Origin of the sequence: Leifsonia sp. NPDC056824 (genome assembly GCF_042789575.1) — a bacterium.
Lineage (GTDB): Bacteria > Actinomycetota > Actinomycetes > Actinomycetales > Microbacteriaceae > Leifsonia.
Window position 1 is genome coordinate 1 of sequence record NZ_JBHUAV010000008.1, and the last position, 21,000, is coordinate 21,000.

Annotated in this window: 24 protein-coding genes and 1 pseudogene; 9 read left to right on the forward strand and 16 right to left on the reverse strand. The window is 70.0% G+C overall.

Features of this window, described 5'->3' with window-relative positions; all coding sequences use genetic code 11:
- Nucleotides 1-92 precede the first annotated feature (92 nt).
- From ACFRFH_RS19370 to ACFRFH_RS19380, 3 genes are read right to left on the reverse strand one after another with little or no spacing between them, the layout of a single operon-like run.
- Complete coding sequence (locus ACFRFH_RS19370; RefSeq protein WP_382464622.1) at nt 93-965, reverse strand: metal-dependent hydrolase; 873 nt, start codon at nt 963-965, stop codon at nt 93-95.
- 42 nt (nt 966-1,007) lie between these two features.
- The gene (locus ACFRFH_RS19375; protein WP_382464623.1) at nt 1,008-2,723 is read right to left on the reverse strand and encodes an ABC transporter permease/substrate binding protein; all 1,716 of its coding nucleotides are present in this window, start codon (nt 2,721-2,723) and stop codon (nt 1,008-1,010) included.
- The gene (locus tag ACFRFH_RS19380) at nt 2,720-4,054 is read right to left on the reverse strand and encodes a glycine betaine/L-proline ABC transporter ATP-binding protein (RefSeq protein ID WP_382464624.1); all 1,335 of its coding nucleotides are present in this window, start codon (nt 4,052-4,054) and stop codon (nt 2,720-2,722) included. The genes ACFRFH_RS19375 and ACFRFH_RS19380 overlap by 4 nt, the downstream gene beginning before the upstream one ends.
- Nucleotides 4,055-4,423: 369 nt before the next feature.
- Between ACFRFH_RS19380 and ACFRFH_RS19385 the strand changes: the two genes are divergently transcribed.
- Together ACFRFH_RS19385 and ACFRFH_RS19390 are read left to right on the forward strand one after the other, a co-directional pair.
- Nucleotides 4,424-5,392 (forward strand): Dyp-type peroxidase, encoded by a 969-nt coding sequence (locus tag ACFRFH_RS19385; protein ID WP_382464625.1) that lies wholly within the window; start codon nt 4,424-4,426, stop codon nt 5,390-5,392.
- A gap of 10 nt (nt 5,393-5,402) precedes the next feature.
- Nucleotides 5,403-5,768: a hypothetical protein gene (locus tag ACFRFH_RS19390; RefSeq protein WP_382464626.1), complete on the forward strand. Its 366-nt coding sequence runs from the start codon at nt 5,403-5,405 to the stop codon at nt 5,766-5,768.
- 79 nt (nt 5,769-5,847) lie between these two features.
- Here the strand turns inward: ACFRFH_RS19390 and sufU are convergent, their stop codons facing one another.
- Together sufU and ACFRFH_RS19400 are read right to left on the reverse strand one after the other, a co-directional pair.
- Nucleotides 5,848-6,285, reverse strand: coding sequence for a Fe-S cluster assembly sulfur transfer protein SufU (gene sufU, locus ACFRFH_RS19395; RefSeq protein WP_382464627.1), 438 nt, complete (start codon nt 6,283-6,285; stop codon nt 5,848-5,850).
- Nucleotides 6,282-7,562, reverse strand: coding sequence for a SufS family cysteine desulfurase (locus ACFRFH_RS19400; protein WP_382464628.1), 1,281 nt, complete (start codon nt 7,560-7,562; stop codon nt 6,282-6,284). Before ACFRFH_RS19400 ends, sufU begins: the two co-directional genes overlap by 4 nt.
- Nucleotides 7,563-7,650: 88 nt before the next feature.
- On the opposite strand from ACFRFH_RS19400, the gene ACFRFH_RS19405 reads away from it, so the two are divergent.
- Both ACFRFH_RS19405 and ACFRFH_RS19410 read left to right on the forward strand, forming a co-directional pair.
- A complete protein-coding gene (locus ACFRFH_RS19405) occupies nt 7,651-7,848 on the forward strand; it encodes a hypothetical protein (protein WP_382464629.1) in 198 nt (65 codons plus the stop codon).
- A gap of 127 nt (nt 7,849-7,975) precedes the next feature.
- A complete protein-coding gene (locus ACFRFH_RS19410; RefSeq protein WP_382464630.1) occupies nt 7,976-8,434 on the forward strand; it encodes a MarR family winged helix-turn-helix transcriptional regulator in 459 nt (152 codons plus the stop codon).
- Between the two features lie 66 nt (nt 8,435-8,500).
- On the opposite strand, the gene ACFRFH_RS19415 is transcribed toward ACFRFH_RS19410, so the two are convergent.
- The 4 genes and pseudogenes from ACFRFH_RS19415 to ACFRFH_RS19430 form a co-directional block, all read right to left on the reverse strand.
- Nucleotides 8,501-10,249 (reverse strand): MFS transporter, encoded by a 1,749-nt coding sequence (locus ACFRFH_RS19415; protein WP_382464631.1) that lies wholly within the window; start codon nt 10,247-10,249, stop codon nt 8,501-8,503.
- A gap of 64 nt (nt 10,250-10,313) precedes the next feature.
- Nucleotides 10,314-10,700, reverse strand: a pseudogene (locus ACFRFH_RS19420) (AAA family ATPase); the annotation flags it as partial.
- Nucleotides 10,701-10,920: 220 nt separating this feature from the next.
- Nucleotides 10,921-11,751, reverse strand: a complete 831-nt coding sequence (locus ACFRFH_RS19425; protein WP_382464632.1) for an AvrD family protein — start codon at nt 11,749-11,751, stop codon at nt 10,921-10,923.
- A gap of 184 nt (nt 11,752-11,935) precedes the next feature.
- A complete protein-coding gene (locus ACFRFH_RS19430) occupies nt 11,936-12,403 on the reverse strand; it encodes a hypothetical protein (RefSeq protein WP_382464633.1) in 468 nt (155 codons plus the stop codon).
- A gap of 168 nt (nt 12,404-12,571) precedes the next feature.
- On the opposite strand from ACFRFH_RS19430, the gene ACFRFH_RS19435 reads away from it, so the two are divergent.
- From ACFRFH_RS19435 to ACFRFH_RS19450, 4 genes are all read left to right on the forward strand, one after another.
- Nucleotides 12,572-13,444, forward strand: a complete 873-nt coding sequence (locus ACFRFH_RS19435) for a hypothetical protein (protein ID WP_382464634.1) — start codon at nt 12,572-12,574, stop codon at nt 13,442-13,444.
- 275 nt (nt 13,445-13,719) lie between these two features.
- Complete coding sequence (locus ACFRFH_RS19440) at nt 13,720-14,181, forward strand: DUF2510 domain-containing protein (RefSeq protein WP_382464635.1); 462 nt, start codon at nt 13,720-13,722, stop codon at nt 14,179-14,181.
- A 31-nt stretch (nt 14,182-14,212) separates the two neighbouring features.
- On the forward strand, nt 14,213-14,632 hold the full coding sequence (locus ACFRFH_RS19445; protein WP_382464636.1) for a hypothetical protein: 420 nt from the start codon (nt 14,213-14,215) through the stop codon (nt 14,630-14,632).
- Nucleotides 14,633-14,769: 137 nt separating this feature from the next.
- Nucleotides 14,770-15,297: a hypothetical protein gene (locus tag ACFRFH_RS19450; RefSeq protein ID WP_382464637.1), complete on the forward strand. Its 528-nt coding sequence runs from the start codon at nt 14,770-14,772 to the stop codon at nt 15,295-15,297.
- Nucleotides 15,298-15,361: 64 nt separating this feature from the next.
- Here ACFRFH_RS19450 and ACFRFH_RS19455 read toward each other — a convergent pair whose 3' ends face one another.
- Nucleotides 15,362-16,273 (reverse strand): universal stress protein, encoded by a 912-nt coding sequence (locus ACFRFH_RS19455; RefSeq protein ID WP_382464638.1) that lies wholly within the window; start codon nt 16,271-16,273, stop codon nt 15,362-15,364.
- 124 nt (nt 16,274-16,397) lie between these two features.
- Between ACFRFH_RS19455 and ACFRFH_RS19460 the strand changes: the two genes are divergently transcribed.
- A complete protein-coding gene (locus ACFRFH_RS19460) occupies nt 16,398-16,952 on the forward strand; it encodes a flavodoxin family protein (protein ID WP_382464639.1) in 555 nt (184 codons plus the stop codon).
- A 47-nt stretch (nt 16,953-16,999) separates the two neighbouring features.
- Here ACFRFH_RS19460 and ACFRFH_RS19465 read toward each other — a convergent pair whose 3' ends face one another.
- The 6 genes from ACFRFH_RS19465 to ACFRFH_RS19490 form a co-directional block, all read right to left on the reverse strand.
- Complete coding sequence (locus tag ACFRFH_RS19465) at nt 17,000-17,227, reverse strand: ferredoxin (protein WP_382464640.1); 228 nt, start codon at nt 17,225-17,227, stop codon at nt 17,000-17,002.
- Nucleotides 17,224-18,468 (reverse strand): NADH-ubiquinone oxidoreductase-F iron-sulfur binding region domain-containing protein, encoded by a 1,245-nt coding sequence (locus ACFRFH_RS19470; protein ID WP_382464641.1) that lies wholly within the window; start codon nt 18,466-18,468, stop codon nt 17,224-17,226. Before ACFRFH_RS19470 ends, ACFRFH_RS19465 begins: the two co-directional genes overlap by 4 nt.
- On the reverse strand, nt 18,465-19,052 hold the full coding sequence (locus tag ACFRFH_RS19475; RefSeq protein WP_382464642.1) for a ferric reductase-like transmembrane domain-containing protein: 588 nt from the start codon (nt 19,050-19,052) through the stop codon (nt 18,465-18,467). The genes ACFRFH_RS19470 and ACFRFH_RS19475 overlap by 4 nt, the downstream gene beginning before the upstream one ends.
- A 27-nt stretch (nt 19,053-19,079) precedes the next feature.
- Nucleotides 19,080-19,433: a hypothetical protein gene (locus ACFRFH_RS19480; RefSeq protein ID WP_382464643.1), complete on the reverse strand. Its 354-nt coding sequence runs from the start codon at nt 19,431-19,433 to the stop codon at nt 19,080-19,082.
- A gap of 154 nt (nt 19,434-19,587) precedes the next feature.
- Nucleotides 19,588-20,007, reverse strand: a complete 420-nt coding sequence (locus tag ACFRFH_RS19485) for a pyridoxamine 5'-phosphate oxidase family protein (RefSeq protein WP_382464644.1) — start codon at nt 20,005-20,007, stop codon at nt 19,588-19,590.
- Nucleotides 19,994-20,905: a universal stress protein gene (locus tag ACFRFH_RS19490; RefSeq protein WP_382464645.1), complete on the reverse strand. Its 912-nt coding sequence runs from the start codon at nt 20,903-20,905 to the stop codon at nt 19,994-19,996. Before ACFRFH_RS19490 ends, ACFRFH_RS19485 begins: the two co-directional genes overlap by 14 nt.
- Between the last annotated feature and the right edge of the window lie 95 nt (nt 20,906-21,000).

Here is a 21,000-nt window from a genome sequence, read left to right on the forward strand (position 1 = left end):
CCTGCCGCTACTCCCCCACTGACTCCGCCGAGGGGCACGTAAACGCCCCTAAAACCGCGTTTTAGGGGCGTTTACGTGCCCCTCGGCGGCTGTTAGACCGGGACGGCGGTGGTTCGCATGGTGAGGGAGGCCGCGTCCGCGTCGTAGTCGAGCTCCACGCGGATGGCCGCGACCTCGGCCAGCGAGTGCAGGTGCGTGCCTCCACAGGGGATGACCACAACGCCGTCCGGCAGCTCAGCGCGCCAGCGCCTGCGCTCCCCCAGTCCGTCGCCGTCCCGCTCGATCGCGATGGCCACGCCGGCCCCTGCGGCCACCCACCCGGCCAGCCGCGCGTTGGCGGCGTCGGTCACCTCGTCGAGCACGCCGGGGAGTTCGGCGGCCGCGAAGCCCTTCTTCCGCAGGCTCTTGCCGATGCGGTACTCGTCGACCGACCCGTCCGGGAGGATGCGCGAGGAGGCGATGGCGAGCTGGTCGAACGCCGGCCGGCCGCGCCCGTCGAGCGGGACCTCCTTCGTCCAGAGACCGGAGAGCGCCTCGTCCAGCGCCAGGGATGCCAGGTGGCAGGCCGTGTGCCCCAGGGACAGACCCAGGCGCCTCTCGGCGTCGACCGCCACCTCGGCCGAGGCGCCGGGCTCGACGCCTGACGCGTCCTCCACCAGGTGGCAGACCAGGAACGACCAGCCCTCGGTCCCGGTGCGCACAGGGGCGTCGCCGATGTGCAGCGTCGTCCCGTCGGTCGCGCCGACGACCGCGCAGACGACCGGGATGCTGCGACCTCCGACGGTCAGCGTGCCGGTGTCGGCGGGCTGGTCCGGCCAGACCGGGTCGACCGCGTGGAAGGCGGTGCGGTCGAGGATCACCGCGCTGCGGCCGTCGGCGAGAGGCTCGACGTGCAGCACGGTTCCGGTGGAGGCGAGGTCGCCGTCGGGGTAGGTGACGACGGTGTCGCCGGCGGGGAGGGTCATCCCTCCAGCGTAGGCGCTGGACGGATGCCCTCCCGGCGCGTCCTACTTCGTGAGCGAGTCGACGTACGCGGAGTGCGCGTTCATCCACTTCTCGACGATGCCGTCGTACTGGCTGGAGTCGGCCTTGCCGTTGTACATCGCGTTCTCGAGCGAGTAGAGCATGTCCGACTTCATCTTGAACTTCTTCACCCATTTGCTGATCTGCGGGAACTTCTTTGGGAAGTCCTTGCTCGCGATCGAGTGGATGGACTCCGCCGCGCCCAGCGTGTTCTTCGGGTCCTTGAGGTCCTTCAGGTTCCACTGGTCGTACGCCCAGTGCGGGCGCCACAGGGTCACGGCGATGTTGTCGTGCTTCTTCATCGCACTGGACAGCTCGGCGAGCATCGCGGGCGTGGACGACGTGACGTAGTTCATCTTCCCCAGCCCGTACTCCGGGATGACCTTCTTCTGGGTGGCCTCGGTGAGCCCGGCGCCCGGCTCGATGCCGACCAGCCGGTTTCCGAAGTCGGAGGCGTGCGACGCGAGCTGGTCGAGCGAGTCGATCGGCGCGTCCTTGTTGACCGCGATGGTCAGCTTGGCCTCGTTGTTCCAGGCGCCGAGGTCGGTGAGGTGCGCGCCGTACGTCTTCATGTACTGCGCGTGCGTGGTCGGCAGCCAGCCGTCGAACGCGACGTCGTAGTCGCCGGTGCTGAGCCCGGCGAACGCCGGCCCGGCGTCGGCGTACTCGAACTGCACCTGGTAGCCCTCGCGCTCCAGGACGTGCTTCCACAGGTACGACGCCGCCTCGCCCTCGGGCCAGCCGTTGAACACGGCGACCTTCACATCGCCCTTGGCGCCGCCCGCTGTGGAGGCCGCGGTCACGGCCGTCCCGCCGATCACGACGAGCAGGCCGGCGCCGAGCACCGCGAGCGCGCGCTTCGGCATCCGCAGCTTGGCCTTGCCGACGGCGGCGGTGAGCCGATCGAGCACGATCGCCAGGATGACCACGGCGATGCCCGCCTCGAAGCCGAGCCCGACATCCACGCGGCTGAGCGCCTGGACGATGTCGCGGCCGAGGCCTCCGCCGCCGACCATACCGGCGATGACGACCATCGAGAGCGACAGCATGATGACCTGGTTGATGCCGGCGAGGATCGACGGCATGGCGAGCGGCAGCTGGATCTGGCGCAGGATGCGCCGCGGCGGCGAGCCGAACGCGCGTCCGGCCTCCACCAGCTCGGTGTCGACGCCGCGGATGCCGAGCTCGGTGAGTCGCACGCCGGGGGCCATCGCGAACACGATGGTCGCGACCATGCCGGGAACCACGCCCACCCGGAACAGGATGAGCGCCGGGATCAGGTATACGAACGCCGGCATCGTCTGCATGAAGTCGAGCACCGGCCGGATGATCGCCGACGCGACGCGCGAGCGCGCAGCGAGGATGCCGAGAGGGACGCTCAGCGCGATCGCGATGGCCGAGGAGACCAGCACGAGCGCGAGGGTGTCCATCGCGTTCGGCCACTGGCCGATCCCGGCGATGAGCAGCAGGCCGAGCACGGTGCCCGCACCGAACACCCAGCCGCGCAGCCAGACCGCGAGGATCGCGACGATGAGGATGACGCCCCAGAACGGCGGCGTCTGCAGCGCCCAGTCGACGCCGTCGTACATCCCCGTGAAGACGATGCGGATGACGTCGAACAGGCCGCCGAAGGTGGTGGTGACGAAGTCGACGACCGCGGTCGCCCACTCGCCGAGCGGGATCAGGTGGGCGGTGTTCACGCGACCACCTCCGCCTCGTCGGCGAGGACCGGGTCGGCGACGACCGGGATGGGGTCGCCCCCGGCGGACTCGCGCAGGGCCAGCGTCATCGCGTCCACCGGAACGGTGGCACGAGGCTCGACGACGACCGGGATCTCGGTGGTGTCGCTGGACACGTTCCCGAGCGCCGCGAGCAGGGTGACCCGCGGGATCACGCCGAGCAGGCGGCGCTCACCGTCCACCACGGCGAGCGGGAGGTCGCTGCCGACGGAGGGCTCCACCAGCTCGCTGAGCACCTCGTCGCGGGACACCGTCGCGATGTTCTCGTCGATCGCCTCGGTCAGGTCGCCCTGCCCGTCGCGCACCTGGCGCATCACGTCCCGGTCGCGCACCGCCCCGAGCAGCCGCCGGCCCTGGCCGACGACGAACGCGGCGGAGGTCTGGAGGTCGCGCATGGTCCGCATCGCCGCGCGCGGTCCGCCCGCGACGGTGACCAGCGCGCGGGCCGGCTCCATGACGCTCGCGGCGGTCAGCACGCGGGCGCGGTCGACGTCCTGCACGAAGCTGGCGACGTAGTCGTTGGCGGGGTCGGTGAGGATCTCCTCCGGCGTGCCGGTCTGGACGATCCGGCCGTCCCGCATCACGGCGATCCGGTCGCCGAGGAACATGGCCTCGTTGAGGTCGTGGGTGATGAAGACGATGGTCTTGCCGAGCGAGCTCTGCAGCTCGAGGAGCTGCTCCTGCATCTCGCGCCGGATCAGCGGGTCGAGCGCCGAGAACGCCTCGTCCATCAGCAGCACGTCGGTGTCGGCGGCGAGCGCGCGGCCGAGGCCGACGCGCTGCTGCATCCCGCCGGAGAGCTCGCCGGGGAGCTTGTCGCCCCAGCCGCCGAGCCCGACCAGCTCCAGCACCTCGGCCGCACGCTCGCGGCGCTCGGCGGCGGACATCCCGCGCACCTCCAGGCCGTAGGCGATGTTGTCCAGGACCGTGCGGTGCGGCAGCAGGGCGAAGTGCTGGAACACCATCGAGACATGCTGCTGCCGGACGGCGCGGAGCTTCGCCCCGGCGAGGCCGGTGATCGTCGTGCCCATGATCTCCACCTCGCCCGCCGTCGGCTCCAGGAGCCCGTTCAGGATGCGGATCAGGGTGGACTTGCCCGAGCCGGACAGCCCCATCACGACGAAGATCTCGCCGCGCCGGACGGTCAGGCCCGCGTCGATGACGGCGGCCGTCCCGAGCCCGGCGACGTCCTTCCTGCTCGCGCCCTGCCGCAGCCGGCGCACGGCCTCCTGGGGTTTGCGTCCGAAGACTTTGAAGATGTTCCTCGCCTCGACGGCGATCGTGGTGCTCACAACGTGTCTCTCCGCGGTGCGCGATTCGCGTCTGGTGGACACGCGCACTCTGGTCGCGCCCGGGCCGACGGCGCGCGGCGACGGCAGCATGACTCGAGCGCGGGCCTTCCGCGCGAATCACCGTCGCTGGCGCGACCATCGGGGTGCGCCCACGCCAGCCGACCGTACGATCCGGGCCGGGCCACCGGTGCGGCCACACGGCCCTGATCGCGGGCTGGTTCACCTCGCCCGCGCCGAGTCGTTCGGCGCACGAGGCTCCTCGACGCTATCAGGGTGCTTGCGGCGACCGCGAATCGAGAGCGGGTGAAACCGCGTGCGGCAACCCGGGCGGACCTACCGCGGAGAGCGCGATTCCGGCAGAGTGTGCGCATGGCGAACTCCACAGGCGATCACCCCTGGCAGCGCGTCCCGATCGAGCCGCAGAGCGTCGATGCGCCGCTCTCCAGCGCGGCCGTCTTCCTCGTCGTGACGGTCGCCGACACCCCCGACGCCGTCGCGATCGCGCGGGATGTGGTGGCGAACATCTCCGACATCGTCAAGGCGGTGGGCTTCCGCGACCTGGGCGCGCACCTGTCGTGCAACATCGGCGTGGGCGCGTCGTTCTGGAGCAGGCTGACCGACGCCGCGCCGCCCGCCGAGTTGCACCCGTTCGCGGAGATCCGCGGCGCTGTGCACACGGCGGTCTCCACCCCGGGCGACCTGCTGTTCCACATCCGGGCCGAGCGCGGCGACTTCTGCTTCGAGTTCGAGCGGCAGCTCCTGGACGCCCTCGGCGACGCGGTGACGGTGGTGGACGAGGTCGTCGGGTTCCGCTACTTCGACGCGCGCGACCTCCTCGGCTTCGTCGACGGCACGGCCAACCCCACCGGCGGCGACATGGCGGCCGCCGCCATCGTGGGAGATGAGGACCCGGCGCACGCGGGCGGCAGCTACGTCGTCGTGCAGAAGTACCTGCACGACCTCGCCACCTGGAACCGGCTGCCCGTCCCCGCGCAGGAGGGCGTGATCGGCCGCACGAAGGTGGAGAACATCGAGCTGCCCGACGTCGAACACGGCCAGAAGGCGCACAAGACCCTCAACACGATCACCGACGAGGACGGGGTCGAGCACGACATCCTCCGCGACAACATGCCGTTCGGGAGGCCGGGCCACGGCGAGTTCGGCACGTACTTCATCGGCTACTCGCGCGAGCTGCGGGTGATCGAGCGGATGCTGGAGCGGATGTTCATCGGCGACCCTCCCGGCAGCCACGACCGCATCCTGGACTTCTCGACCGCGAAGACGGGGACGACGTTCTTCGTGCCGACCCGGGGTTTCCTGGAGGGACTCGGCGACTGACGGCGGGCGTGTGACGCCGCGTGACGTGCGCTCGGCGCAACAGGTCGTCATCTTCCTGGCGAGTGGAGGCGGCGGCAGGGTACAAAAGGCCATCATGTCGCGCATCTTCACGAGCAAGTTCAACCCGGGCCGCGCCCGCTGGGAACTGGTGGTCAGCCCGCGCGGCGACGTCTACGCGTTCCCGCTGACGCTCCCGATCGCGCAGCGGCAGGCGCTCGGCGGCCACCGGCGCTACCTGGTCGGCAAGGTCGCGAAGAAGCAGCAGACCTGGACAGCCGCCGGCCCCTCCGGCCTCGTCTACGGCACCACTTTCCCGACGCTGCCCTCCGCCCTGGAGGCCATCGCCGACGAGGTCGACCTCGCCCCCGTCCCGTAACCCCTCCTACCCCTCCGCCGAAGGGCACGTCGTTGTCACTTTCGGGCGCGAAAAGTGACAACGACGTGCCCCTCGGCGGTCAGGCGGACTTGAGGAGGGCGTCCTCGAGGGCTACCCAGGGGAGCATCGCGCACTTCACGCGGGTGACGTAGCGGGAGACTCCGGCCAGCGCGACAGCGTCGCCCAGCAGCTCCTCGTCGCCCTCCAGGGCGCCCTTGGACTGCATCAGCTCCCGGAACGCCGCGATCGACGCCGCCAGGTCCGCACGGCCGGTGTCGTGCACCAGGTCGCTGAGCAGCGAGGCCGACGCGGTCGAGATCGAGCAGCCGTGGCCCTCCCAGCTGATCGCGTGGATGCGGCCGTCCGCGTCGGGGTGCACGCCCACCGTGACCTCGTCGCCGCAGGTCGGGTTGTACTGGTGCGAGCTCGCCGCGGCGTCCTCGCGCAGGCCGTAGCCGTGCTTCTCGCGCGCGTGGTCGAGGATGACCTGCTGGTACAGGTTCTGCAGGTCGCTCATCGGTCGATCACTCCGAAGAAGTCGCGCGCGTCGGCGACGGCCGCCACGGCGGCATCCACCTCGTCCGCCGTGTTGTAGAGGTATGCGCTGATCCGGGTGGAGGCCGTGACGCCGAACCGGCGGTGCACCGGCTGCGCGCAGTGGTGGCCGACGCGCACCGCGATGCCGCGGTCGTCCAGGAACTGGCCGACGTCGTGCGCGTGGATGCCGTCCACGACGAAGCTGGCGAGGCCAACCCGTTCGACGTCGGCGCCGGGGCCGAGGACCCGCACGCCGGGGATCGCCGCGAGCCCGGCGAGCATGCGCGCGCCCAGCTCCGCCTCGTGCGCCTCGATCGCCGGCATCCCGACCGCGTCGAGGTAGTCGACCGCGGCGGCCAGCGCGACCGCCTGCGACACCCGCTGGGTGCCCGCCTCGAAGCGCTGCGGCGCGGGGAGGTACTCGGCGTGGTCGAGCGTCACGGTGGTGATCATGGAGCCGCCGGTGAGGAACGGCGGCAGCGCGTCGAGCAGCTCGGTGCGGCCGTACAAGCCGCCGACGCCCGTCGGGCCAAGCATCTTGTGGCCGGAGAACACGGCGAAGTCGACGTCGAGCGCCGGGAGGTCCACGGCGAGGTGCGGCACGGACTGGCAGGCGTCGAGCACGGCGAGCGCGCCCTGCGCGTGCGCGAGCGCAACGAGCTCGGCGACCGGGTTGATCGCGCCGAGCACGTTGGAGACATGGGTGAACGCGACGACCTTGGTGCGCGGCCCGATCAGCTCGGCCGCCTGGTCGAGCCGGAGCAGCCCGTCGTCGGTCAGCCCGATCACACGGAGGGTCGCGCCGGTGCGCGCGGCCAGCTCCTGCCACGGGATGAGGTTGGCGTGGTGCTCGGCCTCCGTGACGACCAGCTCGTCGCCGGGGCCGACCCGGAACCGTTCCGCCGCTGCGCCGCCGCGGCCGGCGGACGCGTTCGACATCCCATAGGCGAGGAGGTTGAGCCCCTCGGTGGCGTTGGAGGTCCAGACCAGCTGCTCGGGGCGGGCGCCGACGAAGCGGGCCACGCGGGTGCGGGCGTCCTCGAACAGCTCGGTGGCCTCCCCGGCGACGGTGTGGGCGCCGCGGTGCACGGCGGACGTGAACCGCTCGGCGAAGTCGCGTTCGGCGTCGAGCACCTGGCGGGGCTTCTGCGAGGTGGCGCCGGAGTCGAGGTAGACGAAGGGGTGCCCGTTCACCTCGCGGGAGAGGATCGGGAAGTCCGAGCGGAGCCGGACAGTGTCGAGGGTGTCGGTGCGCATACTGTGCTCAACGCTACCGGGGTTCGCTGCAATCCCGCCGTGCGTGACGACGCGGCTCACGGCGACCGGCCGCCGGTAGGCTCGAGACATGGTCGAACGGACGAACGGGTCGCCGTGGTTCTTCATCGTCGGCGTCCTGCTCGTCGTGGTGGGGCTCGCCGGTCCACTCCTGGTCGACGCCGCGACGGGCGACGTGCAGTGGGCCGTCCGTGGCGCCGGGGTGCTCGTCGCGATCGGCGGCGGGGTGCTGATCGGGTTCGGGCTGCGGAGGCGCAGGGGGCGCTGAGGACGGTCGAATCCTCGGTCGCCGGGCCGTCGGTATCCTTGAGGGGCAACGGTTGGAGACCCCATCGTTGAAGCGTTGATGACGGGAGACTGGCGTGCCGCGTGCGAATTCGGCGGAGGCGACTCAGATGCTCCCCCTCACGTCCATGACGGGATTCCTGCTTCAGAAGTCCGGCGCGATTCTCCTGGCTCACGCGGAGCGAGCGCTCGAAGCGCGCGGCACCAGGGTGCGTCATTTCTACGTCCTTGCGGCTCTGAACGACACTCCGGATCTATCGCAGCACGATCTTTCCCAGATGATCGGCATTGATGCCGGTATCCTCGGGTCGCTCATTGATGAGATGGAAACGGACGGACACGTCGAACGCCGCCGCAACCCGCTCGACAAACGCCGCTACGTCGTGAACATCACGAAGCTCGGACGAGACGTTCTGGTCGTGCTCCTCGATGACATGCAGAAGATCGAGCAGGAGTTTCTGTCAAGCCTGTCTGATTCAGAGGCTGGGAACCTGCGGAAGTATCTGGAGCGTGCGCTCGCCGGACGGTGGCCAGAGGTCATCGAGTGCGGTTCGCCCGGAGAGATCTAGGCTCGCCATCACCGCGATGCCCTGCCGGCCGGTTGGCGCGGCAGGGCATCGCAGACCGGCCCAGTGCTACTGCAGTTTCTGGAACAGGTCCTTGCGACGGATGAGCGTGAAGCCGAGGACAGCGCCACAGGCGGCAACCCATGCTGCCACGGTCATTGCGAAGTGGAGCCCATCGGTGGAGGCCTGAGCTGCCGCATCGATGATCTGCTGTTGAAGTGCAGCCGGGATCGATTGTCCTGCAGATGCAGCAGTACCTGTGGACACCTGTTCGGCGACATCGCTCGCGTGATCACCGAGCGTCCCGGCGACTTCGCTATTAAGGAACGCGGATTTGACGTGCTCGGTGAAGAGGGTGCCCAGCGCCGCGATCCCGAGCGCGACGCCGACCTGCTGGAAGGTCTCGCTGATCCCGGAGCCCATGCCGGACTTCGACGGCTCGACGACCACGATGGACAGAGACGCGCGTGGCGGGTTGAACAATCCCATGCCGAGCCCGATGAAGATCATGCTGGGCAGCAGGCTGGTCCATGAGTCCGCGTCCGACGTGGCGAGTCGCGTCAAGAACAGACCGGTCGCGATGAACGTCAGGGAGAAGCCGAACAGCAGATTCGGTGGAAGTTTGGTGGTCAGTCCGCCGGCAATCGCCGCGGCGACGGTCAGCGTGAGGGTGAGCGGGAGGAATCGTACGCCGGTCTCCCAGGCTGTGAAGTTCCACGCATTCTGCACGTAGGCGATGAGGAGGAAGAGCGAGGCCATCACGGTGGCCCCGGTGATGAGAGTCACGATCGAGAACGAGAACATCGTCGGTGTGCGGAACAGGCGCAGGTCGACCATCGCTCGATCCCGCATCCGCCACTCGATCAGGAGGAACACAGCGAACAGCACCGCGGAGGCGATGAAGTATGCGATGACTTCGCTGCTGTCCCACCCGACCTCCTGGGCACGCATGAGCGCGAACACGAGAGCGGTGATGGCGAACGAGAAGCTGATGAGACCGCCGACATCCAGCCGCGTGCTGCTTGCCGCTCGGGACTCCTTCATTCTTGCTGCGGTGAGCAGGAGCGCGATGATGCCGAGCGGAACGTTCATGAGGAAGATCCAGTGCCAGCTCGCATTCTCGGTGAGCGCGCCGCCGATGAGCGGGCCGAAGGCGATCGCGATTCCCGAGACGGCACCGAACACACCGAATGCGAAGCCTCGGTCCTTGCCCGTGTACGCGGCGCCGAGGATCGCCGGACCGATCGCGAACAGCGCCGCGCCGGCGATGCCTTGCAGAGCGCGAGCCGAGATCAGGACCTCGACGCTGGGCGCGATCCCGCACAGTAGCGACGCGACGGTGAAGGTGATGAGGCCGACAACGAAGATGCGCTTCCGACCGAATCGATCACCGAGTGTGCCCGACGCGAGTACGAGCACCGCAAGTCCCAGCGCGTAGGAGTCGAGCACCCACTGCAGTTCTGAGAAGCTCGCGTCGAGGGAACGCTGGATATTCGGCAGCGCGACGTTCACAACCGTCAGGTCGAGCATGAGGAGGAAGGTTGCGATGGCCACAGCCAAGAGCACCCATCCCCGGCCTGCGACCTTCTGGCCTGGCACATCGGGACTGTCGGGTGTGTGTTTCACGGTCTCTGATTGGGACATGTGGATAGCTCTCTTCGTGTTGGAGGGGTGAATACAGCCGGACTGGCTAATACCGGAAGGCGTACCGGACTCTCTGGCCGAGGCTCTTCTTGCGACGGGCGTCGTGAAATCTGTCGTCCTCTTCCAGGAATCGGGTCGCTTCGGCGACGCGTTCTTCGGCCGCCACGACCGCATCGTCGATCGGCACGACGGTCGGGAGGGAGAAGGCCTCGACGATGTCACTGACGCGTTCTTCGACGCTGCCACTGGCGATCATGTAAGGCAGTCCGATTTCCTTGACTGTGGCCAGTAGGAGGTCGTCGGACAGGCGGCGGAACGGCTCTGAAACGGGGCGATGTCCGTCAGCTCGCACGTCGAACTCGACCGGCAGGTGGACATACGCGTCGTAGATACGCCTGGCTCGTGCTTTGGTGATGGACCCGTAGGCTTCCATATAGTCGACGTAGAACCGTTTCACCGGCATCCCCGCGATGTTCTTCAACGCCTTTTTGACCCAGTTGGCGCCGGGGTTGATTCCGACCTGCAAGCGCGCTTGCCCGTAGACCCATTCGTGGATGACGGAGCCATCGGAGATGAATGCACCTGCGCCGGCTTCATTGTGGATGCGTTCTTCGAGGCGTCGCAGCCCGAGCGCGGTGAGCTCGGACGCGGTGAGTTCTTGACCTGCTTACCCGGGACCAGATCGAGCAGTATCTCCCGAGAGGTCAGTGCGTGGGTTCGGGGAATGCCCGTCGCTATCGACAGCGCCTCGGTGGTCGTGCTCTTCCCCGTGGAATAGGTGCCGGAGATAGCGAGGTGGATCCCCTCACCCTTGAACTTCAGCGATGCGAGGTGCTCGTGCCGTCTCAACCGAGGACCGCCTCAGGCACGAGAGTCGGGCTACCGATCCGATGAGCCACAGACGCGATGCCAGACACCCCGCAGAGTTCTTCGAGCGCGAAATCCGAGATTCGCCATCGCCCGGCCGAGCGCATATCCACGATTTTGGCTCTCTGGGCGCGCACTCTCACGTCGAGCGGGGCGACCGCTTGGCGAACCGGGCCGCGAACCGTGATGCTGATCCGTCGCATCCACAGCGTTTCGAACTCTTCACGGCTCAGGCCGTCCATCGAAGAGAGCAACACCTGAGCCATCTGCGCGACCAGAACGACCATGCCGATCACATGCGCCGAGGAACCATACGCGCTTTCCATACCCACAACGGGCGCATCACCCACCGTGGTCCGTTCGATGGTGGCCGTGCAGAGCCCGTCCTCGACGCGCACCGCAGACGTCCGGATGCGGGCTACCTTGTGCAGATCGCCGTAGATACGGTGGGCAGGGTCAAAGACTGCTGAGGGCCAATCCTGGGGTGGAACCGGCCTGTGGACGTGCGGGTGCTGCACCGACATGACGACGGAAAGCGGCCCGACTCCTGCACGGAAGCGGCTGACGGACTCGTCACCACACTGCACGACGGATTCCACCGTCGCGGTCGCCACGGCGTGAATCGCACCACGGTTCGCATCGACGTCCAGATGGGTGATGCGGTGCTCGACATGGCGGAAGCCCTCCCCGAAGTATCGAGTCGCAGCCGATCCCAGGTAGTGATCGAAGGGGTCCCCCCGGCGATCGCATGAGTCTTTCGGAGAGTGGTGCATGTGTTTCCTTGTGGGGATCGGCAGGGTGCAACCCATCCCCCAGATCGTCCGAGTTTCGATGATCGAAAAGTTGATGATTGAAAATCATAGCTTATAAGATCACACGTTTCTGCGGTCAGACGTGTCACTGTCAGCATCGATGGAGTAGCGGCGCCGACGATCGCGGGCCGGGCACGCACGCGGAGAAGCGCGCGCCGAGCTCGACGGGCCGCGCCTCGCTCTACTCCGCCGCCGCCCGCGCCAGGTCGCGCAGCTCGACCAGCCGTCCAGCCGCGCCGCCGTGCCCGCCACGGATCGCGATGTGCTGCCGCGCCGGCGGCGTGAACGCGGCATCCAGCGCGTAGGTCACCATCAGAAGGTAGAACCGCAGCAGCCGGGAGGCGTCCGCGCGGAGCGGTTCCTGGTCCGGCTCGCAGGTCATCCCGTCGAGCCAGCGCGAGAGCTGGGTGAACGCGATCCGCAACCGGAGGCCCTGGCGCGCGTCCGCCACCCCGAGCCGGCGGCCGGCCGGCCGCACCCCGACCGGGTGACCCGGCGCTCCGGCCAGTGCGCACCGCTCCAGGAGGCTCTCGGCGGCGGGGAGGTGGGTCACCGCCTCCTCCAGCACGGCCAGCAGGGTCAGGGCGCTCAGGCCGTCCTCGGTGAGCGCGACGGTGTCGGCACGGCGCGTCTTGGCGAACCACCCCATCGGGCGCCTCCCTCCTGCCGGCCTCCTGCTGAAGTGGCTCCGATTGTACGCGCCTACCCCCGATCTCCGACCGGATCAAGGTCCTTCCCCGAGGGCCGGAACGCGGCTAGCGTCCGCCGCGGCAGTTCACGCGCCGCACCGGCGGGTGAAAGTGGAGGAGGCAGCGAGATGACGGACCGTAGACCCCCAGCGGACGAACCGACGGAGACCCGCGCGTACGAGCCGGGAACCCGGGCGTACGACGCGACGCCCGCCGACGCGACGGCGACAAGCGCAGGCGCACACCGGGCGGCGGGTGAGCCGGTGGAGGACGGCATCGACGACCCGGCACCCACCCGGCGCGTTGACGACCGCCGGGTGGACGACCGATCCCTCGACGAGGAGCCGGTGGACGAGTACCCGCGTGCCGCCCGCTACCCGAGCGACACCCAGGAGGAGACGGACGAGGCCCTCCGGGTCGACGGCAACCGCACCCTCCGCGAGAACGTGGTCGCCCGTGAGCGCAGCGAGTTCGGCGGCATGAAGTTCGGCGCGGCCTTCTTCGGCTGGCTCACCGCGACCGGCATGGCGGTCATCCTGACCGCTCTGGTCGCCGCGGCCGGCGCGGCGGTCGGGCTCGGCGCGTCGGGCGGCAGCGGGAACGCCGCCGCGAGCGAAGCCAACAAGAACGCCGCGACGATCGGCGTCGTCGGAGCGATCGCGCTCGTCGTGATCGCGTTCGTCGCGTACTACTGCGGCGGCTACGTCGCCGGCCGGATGTCGCGCTTCGACGGTGCCCGCCAGGGCCTCGCGGTGTGGATCTGGGCGATCATCATCGCAGTCGTGGTCGCCATCCTCACCCTCATCCTCGGCGCCCAGTACAACATCCTGGGCAGCATCAACGGCTTCCCGCGCATCCCGCTGGACGAGGGCACGGTCACCGCGACCGGCATCATCACCGCGGTCGCCGTGGCGATCGTGAGCCTCGCGGGCGCTGTGCTCGGCGGCGTCGCCGGCATGCGCTACCACCGCCGGGTGGACCGTGTCGGGCTGGGGAGCTGACCGGGGTCGACGTTCGGGTCTCGAACAGAGAGGTGCGGCCGGTCTCACCCGGTCCTGTGGGTGAGACCGGCCGCACCGTCACCCGCATCATGGAGTGACCTTCGGTCTGCGGAACCCCCGTGCCGCTATCCCGGTCGAACGATTGTGCCCGGCCGGGGCTACCGGTGGGTGAACGGGAGCCTGTGACTACCCCCAGAACGGGTCCTTCAGGCTGAGGATCCTCCGATGCGGGGCCGCCGGACGATAGTGTCGGTGCACCCCGATCGAGGAGCCCGATGAGCCAGTTGCCGCCGCCCGGCTGGTACCCCGACGCCGACACCCGGTTCCAGCGCTGGTGGGACGGCCTCCGCTGGACGGACGCGGTCCGCCCACTGGCGCCCTCCGCGCCGGTCGACGGCCCTCCCCCGACCAACGGCTTCGCCACCGCGTCGCTCGCCGCCGGCGTGGTCGCCGTCGCGGTCGTCGTGCTGGCGCTCGCCACCGGCGGCGGCATCGACCCACTCCTCGCCCTGCTGGTCCTGGTCGGCGTCGGCCTGTCCGTCGGCTTCGGCATCCCTGCGCTGATCCGCGCGGGGCGCCTGGCGCCGCACGTCGGGCGGGCGCGGGCGATCTGGGGCATCTGCCTGGGCGGCGGAGCACTGCTGGGGTGCGTGCTCGCGGTGCTGCTGGTGTTCGGCGCGACGCCGGTGAACGGCGGGACCAACGCGGACGCCGCCGCGACGGCGACGACGGCGTGAGCCGCCGGGCGAACTCGATGTGGAGGAAGAGATGAACGACAACCCTGAGACCCCCGCGCCGGCACAGCTGTTCGCGCCGGCGCCGCCGCCCTCCGCACCGAAGTCGCCGAAACTGGGCCGGGTCGCGATGATCATGGCGATCTGCGTGATCAGCCTGTCGGTGCTGGCCTCCGTGCTGCAGGGCCTGTTCGGGACGACCCTCCGCACCTACAGCACGGGATCGAGCGCCGGTTTCAACCTGCACCCGGACCAGGGCTGGTTCGGCATCCAGATGCTCCTCGGCTCGGTGTTCGGCATCTGGGCCCTCACCCAGGGAATCGTGGCGGTCGCCCAGAACCGCGGCCGCCGCAACGGCATCGTCGCCATCGTGCTCGCGGGCGCGGCGCCGATCGTCAGCCTGATCGTGTGGATGGCGCTCGGGTTCGCGTTCGGGCACCACGTTCAGGGGTGAGACCGCGGAGCTGAATCTCAGGTGCGGCGCCCACACGGCGGGCGCTCGCCTCCACCAAAGCTGAGGTGGACTCAGCTATTGGGTTCCTGCTACTTTTGCATTCCATGTTGGCCCGGACCGCGCGTGTTCGTCTCCCCGTGACTGTAGCCACCGGCGTGCTGCTGATCAGCGGGCTTGCCGCCTGCACACCGCAGCCAACCGCGCCGGACGCCGCGCAGCCAACACCGACCGTGACCGTGACCGTGACATCCACCCCGGAACCCACCGCGACGCCGACCGCGACCGCCTTGCCCGCCGGGACAGAGCCAGTCCTGGCAACACCGAGCGCGTTCAGCTCAACCGAGGGTGTCGAGGGCTTCGGAACAGCCCAGCCCGCCCGCATCTACCAAGGTGGTGACCCGACCGGTGAAGTCCGTGGCATCACCTGGATCAACTGGGGAGACCCAACGGCATACGGGTACGGAACCGCATGCTACGTAGGCCCCAACCAAGGCGTCGCCGATTGCCGCGAGACCCCAGCCGTAGTAATCGCCAGCAACCTCGGCTCCTGCGGCGGGGTACCCGCATACGAGAATGTCGGATGGTGGTTCCCCGGGGTCGAAGGGGACAAGAACTCCGCGGAAGGCTCCGACATCCGCGACTGCCAATACGGGGCCGGGGACTAGCAGGGGTGAGGCTGCGGGCTGGATCTCAGGTGCCGTGGCGATTCAGGTGGACGACCACGGCCGATCACTCGCCCTCGCGGTGCGCTCGCGCGATCACGACGGGGACGCGGACGTTCAGCAGCACGTCGTGGCCGACCGAGCCGAGCATGACGCGCTTCGCGCCGTGGCGATCGCGGGTTCCTACGACCAACATGCTGCTGCCGTGCGCCGCCTCGACTAATCCTCGGGCGGGCGCCGCCTCGATCGCGTCGGCGCGGACGTCGATGTCGGGGTGGCGTTCGCGTGCGCTCTCCGCCGCCGCCTCCACGATCCGCCGCCTCCGGTCGTCGAGGGACACCTCGGGGACCAGGCCTGCGAACAGCGGGTTCGCGGTGTAGCCGACGCAGACCAGGCGCAGGAGTTCGCCGAGCGCTGCCGCCTCGTCCGCGGCGAACGCGACGGCCGGCTCTGAAGGCGCCTTGCCGTCCACACCCGCCACGACGCCCACCCCCGACCCGGCCCAACCGTGCGGAACGACGGCGACCGAACAGGCCGCGGTCGAAGCGACGCGGAGGTGCAGCGAGCCGGCGAAGCCGCGGTTCCGCTCCGAACGCGAGCGGGTGCCCACCACCAGGAGGTCTGCGCCGCGGGAGGCCGCCGTCAGCTCGGCGCCCACATGCCCGTACAGATAGCGCGTCCCCACCTCGAGGCCGGGACGCCGCCACATCGGCGCGGGCTCGGGACCGGTCAGTGCGGGCACGCGCGTCGAGGGCTCCTCTGCGATGCGCAGTGCGGCCTCCCGCTCCGTCGCCAGCAGGGACTTCGCCGCGAGCACGAGCAGGTCGCTCGGGCCGTCCGCGTCGTCGCCCCAGGAATGCTCGAGCACGAAGACGAGCTCCAACCGGGAGCCGTCGCGGACCGCGCGACGCGTCGCCCACTTCAGCGCCGCCCGGTGTTCGGCCCTGCCGTCGACCCCGACCATGATCGTCTCGGTCATCGCATCCTCCAGCTCTCAGGGAACGCGACGAGTCTCGCAACCCGGACGGCTGTGCCCCAGTGCCGAAAGTCCCGCGTGACCTTCGGCCCTGCCTGCCGCGCGCCACGCGCGCGAGGGTGGCGGCATGAACGACACCACACCGGCTGCTCGCGCAGCCATCGTCTACGAGTCCATGTTCGGGAGCACCCGCCGGGTCGCCGAGGCCATCGCGGAAGGGCTCCGACCGTTCGCGTCGGTGACCGTCATGAAGGTGAAGGACGCTCCGGAGGTCTTCCCGGACAGCGACCTGCTCCTCATCGGCGCGCCCACGCATGTGCACTCCCTGAGCCGGCCGTCGACTCGGGTGGAGGCGGCGACGTGGGGAGACGACCCCGAGCGTCGGCTCACCGTCGAACCCGACGCCGAGGGCATCGGCGTGCGCGAGTGGCTGGAGACGTGCGGCGACATACCTGCGCGGTTCGCCGCGTTCGACACCCGCGCCGATATGACGGAGCTCTTCAGCGGCTCGGCTGCCGCAGCCATCGACAAGCGTCTGCGCAGGCTCGGGTCCCACCGTCTGCTCGCCAAGCACAGCTTCCTCGTCGACAAGGACAGCGTGCTGGAGGCGGGACAGCTCGCTGACGCCCGCGAGTGGGGCCGCACGATCGGCGCGGCGCTGCGGACGGCGGCCGCCGTCTGAGGTGGCCTCGGCTCAGCGCACGACCGGTGGATGACGAGCACCGATTACTACAGGGTCACCCGTTTGAGAGCGAGCACCGGGCAGAGCGCCACGGCGTCGTCCGCCGCGTCGAGCTCGTCGGCACGCAGCGGCACGTCCGAGCGGGAGCCCTCCGCGCCGCGGAGCGAGACCGGGTAGCCCCAGTCGTCGCGCGTGAGGGCGCGGTCGAGGATCTCGGTGCAGAGGCCCCGGCCGTCGCACTTCGTCCAGTCGATGTGGAGGGCCGCAGAAGTCATCGCGCCCTCCGAACGCAACGGCCGTGGGCGTGCGCGCGCACGTCGTGGTCGAAGACCGTGAGCGCGCTCCGCACCAGTCGGGCGGTCCCGTCGGGGTGGTGGCAGGAGCCGCGGCCGACCACTAGGCCCGCGAGCCGGGCGAGGTCCGCTGCGTTCTCTGAGACAGCCTGGCCGGAGGCGACGGCCGCGAACCGGTCGGCCATCGTCGGCAGGCCGAACATGCACGGACCGCACTGGCCGGCCGATTCCCCGGCGAGGTACTTCACGATCCCGGCGGTCACGTCGAGCGCGCACCGATGGTCGCCCAGCACATCGATGATCCCGGCGCCCGGCGACGCGTCGAACGGCGCGAGGTCGAGGGCGGTCAGCGGGAGGTCGAACGCCTGCGCCGGCACCCACGCTCCGTGGTATCCGCCGATCAGCGCGGCGGAGACCGTCCCGACGTCGAGCTGCAGAGCGGCCAGGGTCTCGCGCACCGTGGCGTCGGTGCGGATCTCGTAGACGCCCTGTTTCGGCACGTCGCCGGTGACCGTCACCAGCCGCGTGCCCGGGTCGACCGGGTCGCCCACCGACCGGAACCAGCGGGCGCCGTGACGCGCGATCAGCGCGAGGTGCGCGAGCGTCTCCACGTTCTGCACGACGGTCGGCCGGCCGCGGAGGCCCGCGGTCGTCAGGCGTCTCGTGCGGTCCACCGGCCGCGCGTCGTCGTTCTCGATCAGGTTGACCAGGGCGCTCGCTTCGCCGGAGACGAACCCTCCCGCGCCCTCCACGGCCTCGATCCCGCGCGCGTCCTGCCGCTCCTCGATGGCGCGCTCCACGGCCCGGAGGGCCTCGCCCTCGGCCACGATGAGCACGTTGCGCGCGCCGATCGTGCGTCCGGCGGCGAGCATCCCGTCGATCACGAGGTGGGGCGCGTTGCGCAGCAGGACGGCGTCCTTGGAGCTGAGCGGCTCGCCCTCGGTTCCGTTGGCGATGAGGATCGGCGCCCGGCCGCGGCGGCGTCCGCCCGCGTCGATGGCGGCGGACAGCTTGCGCCAGACCGGGAAGGCCGCGCCCCCGCGCCCGGTGAGCCCGGAGGCCTCCAGCTCGGCGAGCATCGCGTCGGGGTTCCGCTGGGGCAGCTCACCGTAAGCGCGCAGGTGCGCGTCGAGCGTCGCCCGGTGGCCGGCGGCGAAGAGCCGCCCGGCGTCCACCGCGCGCGTCGACGCTCCGGAGGTGGCGGAGTCCATCGTCATGGTCATGCGTCGTCCTTCTCTCCGGAGGGGGCGAGTCCCGCGGCGAGGCGCCGCGTGTGCGAGTGCTCCACGAACCGGGCCGACAGCCGCCAGCTCACGGCCGCGACGACGAGGAGGGTGCACCCCGCGGTGACCAGCAGGAACCAGCCGCTCGTGCCGTTCGTCCCGTTGCCGATGCCGTGCAGGACGGCGATCGGCCACATCGCGTAGGTGAACCAGTGCACGAAGCGGAAGGCGCGCTGGCCGATGCGGCGGCGGAGCAGGCCGGTGATGGTGATCGCGACGACCAGGTCGAACGCGACCGTGCCGAGGCCCTGCCAGAGCGGCTTGAACGACCCGGCGAACGGCACCACGATGTCGAGCACCGAGAGCTTGGCGTACGAGTCGAACATCAGCGTCCCCACATGGAGCACGAGGAAGACGCACGCGAGCAGCGACACGTTGCGGTGGATCAGCGACACCGAGAACCGCGGCATCCCAGGCAGGGGACGCCCGGAGCGGGTGACGATGCCGAGCACCAGCGTCAGCGTGAACAGCAGCAGCGCGATGAGGCCGGACGCCCGGCCGAATGCCCAGAGCAGCTCACTCATCGTCGCCCCCCTCGGTCGGCCTTCGCATCAGGAGCCTGACGACGTGCCGCTGGACGAGCCGCCCTGGCTCGGCTGGACCGGGGCCGGGGCGGGAGCAGGCGCGGCGGGCGCGGGAGCCGGTGCGGCCGGAGCCGGAGCGGGGGCCGCGCTCGGAGCGGGTGCGGCCGGGGTCGCGGTCGGCGCCGGCGTGGCGGTCGGGGTGGGCGTCGCCGATGGCGTGGCTGACGGAGTGCGCACCGGCTGAACGACCGCCGCCGCGTGCTTCGTCTGCGTGGTGTCGAACAACACGGCGCCGACGGCTCCAGCCGCGCCGACGCTCGTCACGCCGATCACGCCGGTCAGCACACCGACCAGCCGCTTGCCTCGTGTCCAGGTCGCCATCCGTCCCTCCTTCTCCGGGTCGTTACCTCCACCATCCCGGCGAATTCTTGACGGATTCTTACGTCACATGGGCAGAACCTGACGATCGCCTATCCGTTGTCCTAGACCGCGACGGCCTCCCGTCGGGCATGAGGCTCTTGCTTCCCTAGGGGGTTCACCAGCGCTCGGGCTCCGGCTCGCGCCGGAACCGCCTTCCGGACATCGAGTCGATGTCGATGTGGACGTAGCGGTATTTGAGGGTCGGAATCCAGGGTTGCAATGGAGCCTTGTCGGCCTCGTCGATCTCCGCCTGATGCTCGAGCTGCCTGGCATGGCCGTGGACGACGACGCTCCAGGCCTCCTCGGCGGTCCAGCCGTCGGTCTCGAACGCCACCGTGTCGTGCACGGTCAGCTCCAGCAGTTTGGTGCCGGGCGCAGTCCTGATCAGGATGCTCGACCCGTCGGAGTAGAAGTTGACCGGGTAGATGTCGGGCTCTCCGCCCACGGCCGTCGCCAGCCTCCCGACGGTCCCGCCCTTCAGGACCTCACGGCACTCGTCGCGGTCCAGCACCTGGACCGGGTCATCCGATGACATGGCTCTCTCCTTCCGTCTTCGACTGCTCCGCCCGCGCTCCGGCGGTCGGGGCGTGCACCACGATCGTCGGCGAGGACAGGTTGAGCAGCACGTCGTACGCGACAGCGCCGAGGCTGCCGAGCTGCGCGTGGGCTCGGCGCGAGTCCCCGATCACGAGGAGCTCCGCGCTGCGGGCGAGTTCGTTGAGGGCTGCGCCCGCCGGCCGGCGCACGACCCTGCTGCGGATGACGATGCCGGGTTGCCTCGCGCGTGCCCGCGAGACGGCCGCCGCGAGGAAGCCCCGTGCCTCGTCGTCGCGCCGGAGCTGCCAGTCTCGCCGCTCGTCGGTGTCCTCCGGGTCGAAGGGGATGTGCGCCTCCGACGAGCGGACGGTCATCAGCTCGCAGTGGTGGTCGCACGCCAGGTCCGCGGCCAGGTCGACCGCCGCCTCCCCCGCCGGTGTGTCGTCGACGCCGACGATCACGCCGCGCCGCATCCGCGACGCCGCCTCCGGGATGATCGCGACCGGCCCCGTTGCGAGGTTCGCGAGCTGGAGGCTGCGCGAGCCGAACGCCCGCCCGTAGTGGAAGCCGGTCTTGTGGGTGCCGACGACGACCATCGTCCCCTGGTCGCTGAACGATGCGAGCTCCGCCATCGGGCTGCCCGTCCGGAGCTCGCCGTGGATCGGCAAGTCCGCTCCGAGCGACCGCGCGTAGGCGACCTCCTCCCCCAACCGCTTCTCCGCGTCCTGGTCGACCTCGTCGATGAGCAGCGCCCCCACCGCGCCCCACTCGTCGTCGGCGACGTGGACGAGCGTCACACCGAGTCCGCGCTCCCGCGCCCCCGCGACCGCCCACCGGATCGCGGCGCGGGCGGGCACCGAGCCGTCGACACCGACGATGTACCTGCGGATCTCCATGAGGGACACCTCCGTCTGCAGTCTGCTCAACCGGCACGGACGCCCGAAGGGCCATAGGTCCCGTGGGACCTTCGGCCCACGCGGCGTGCGGCCGC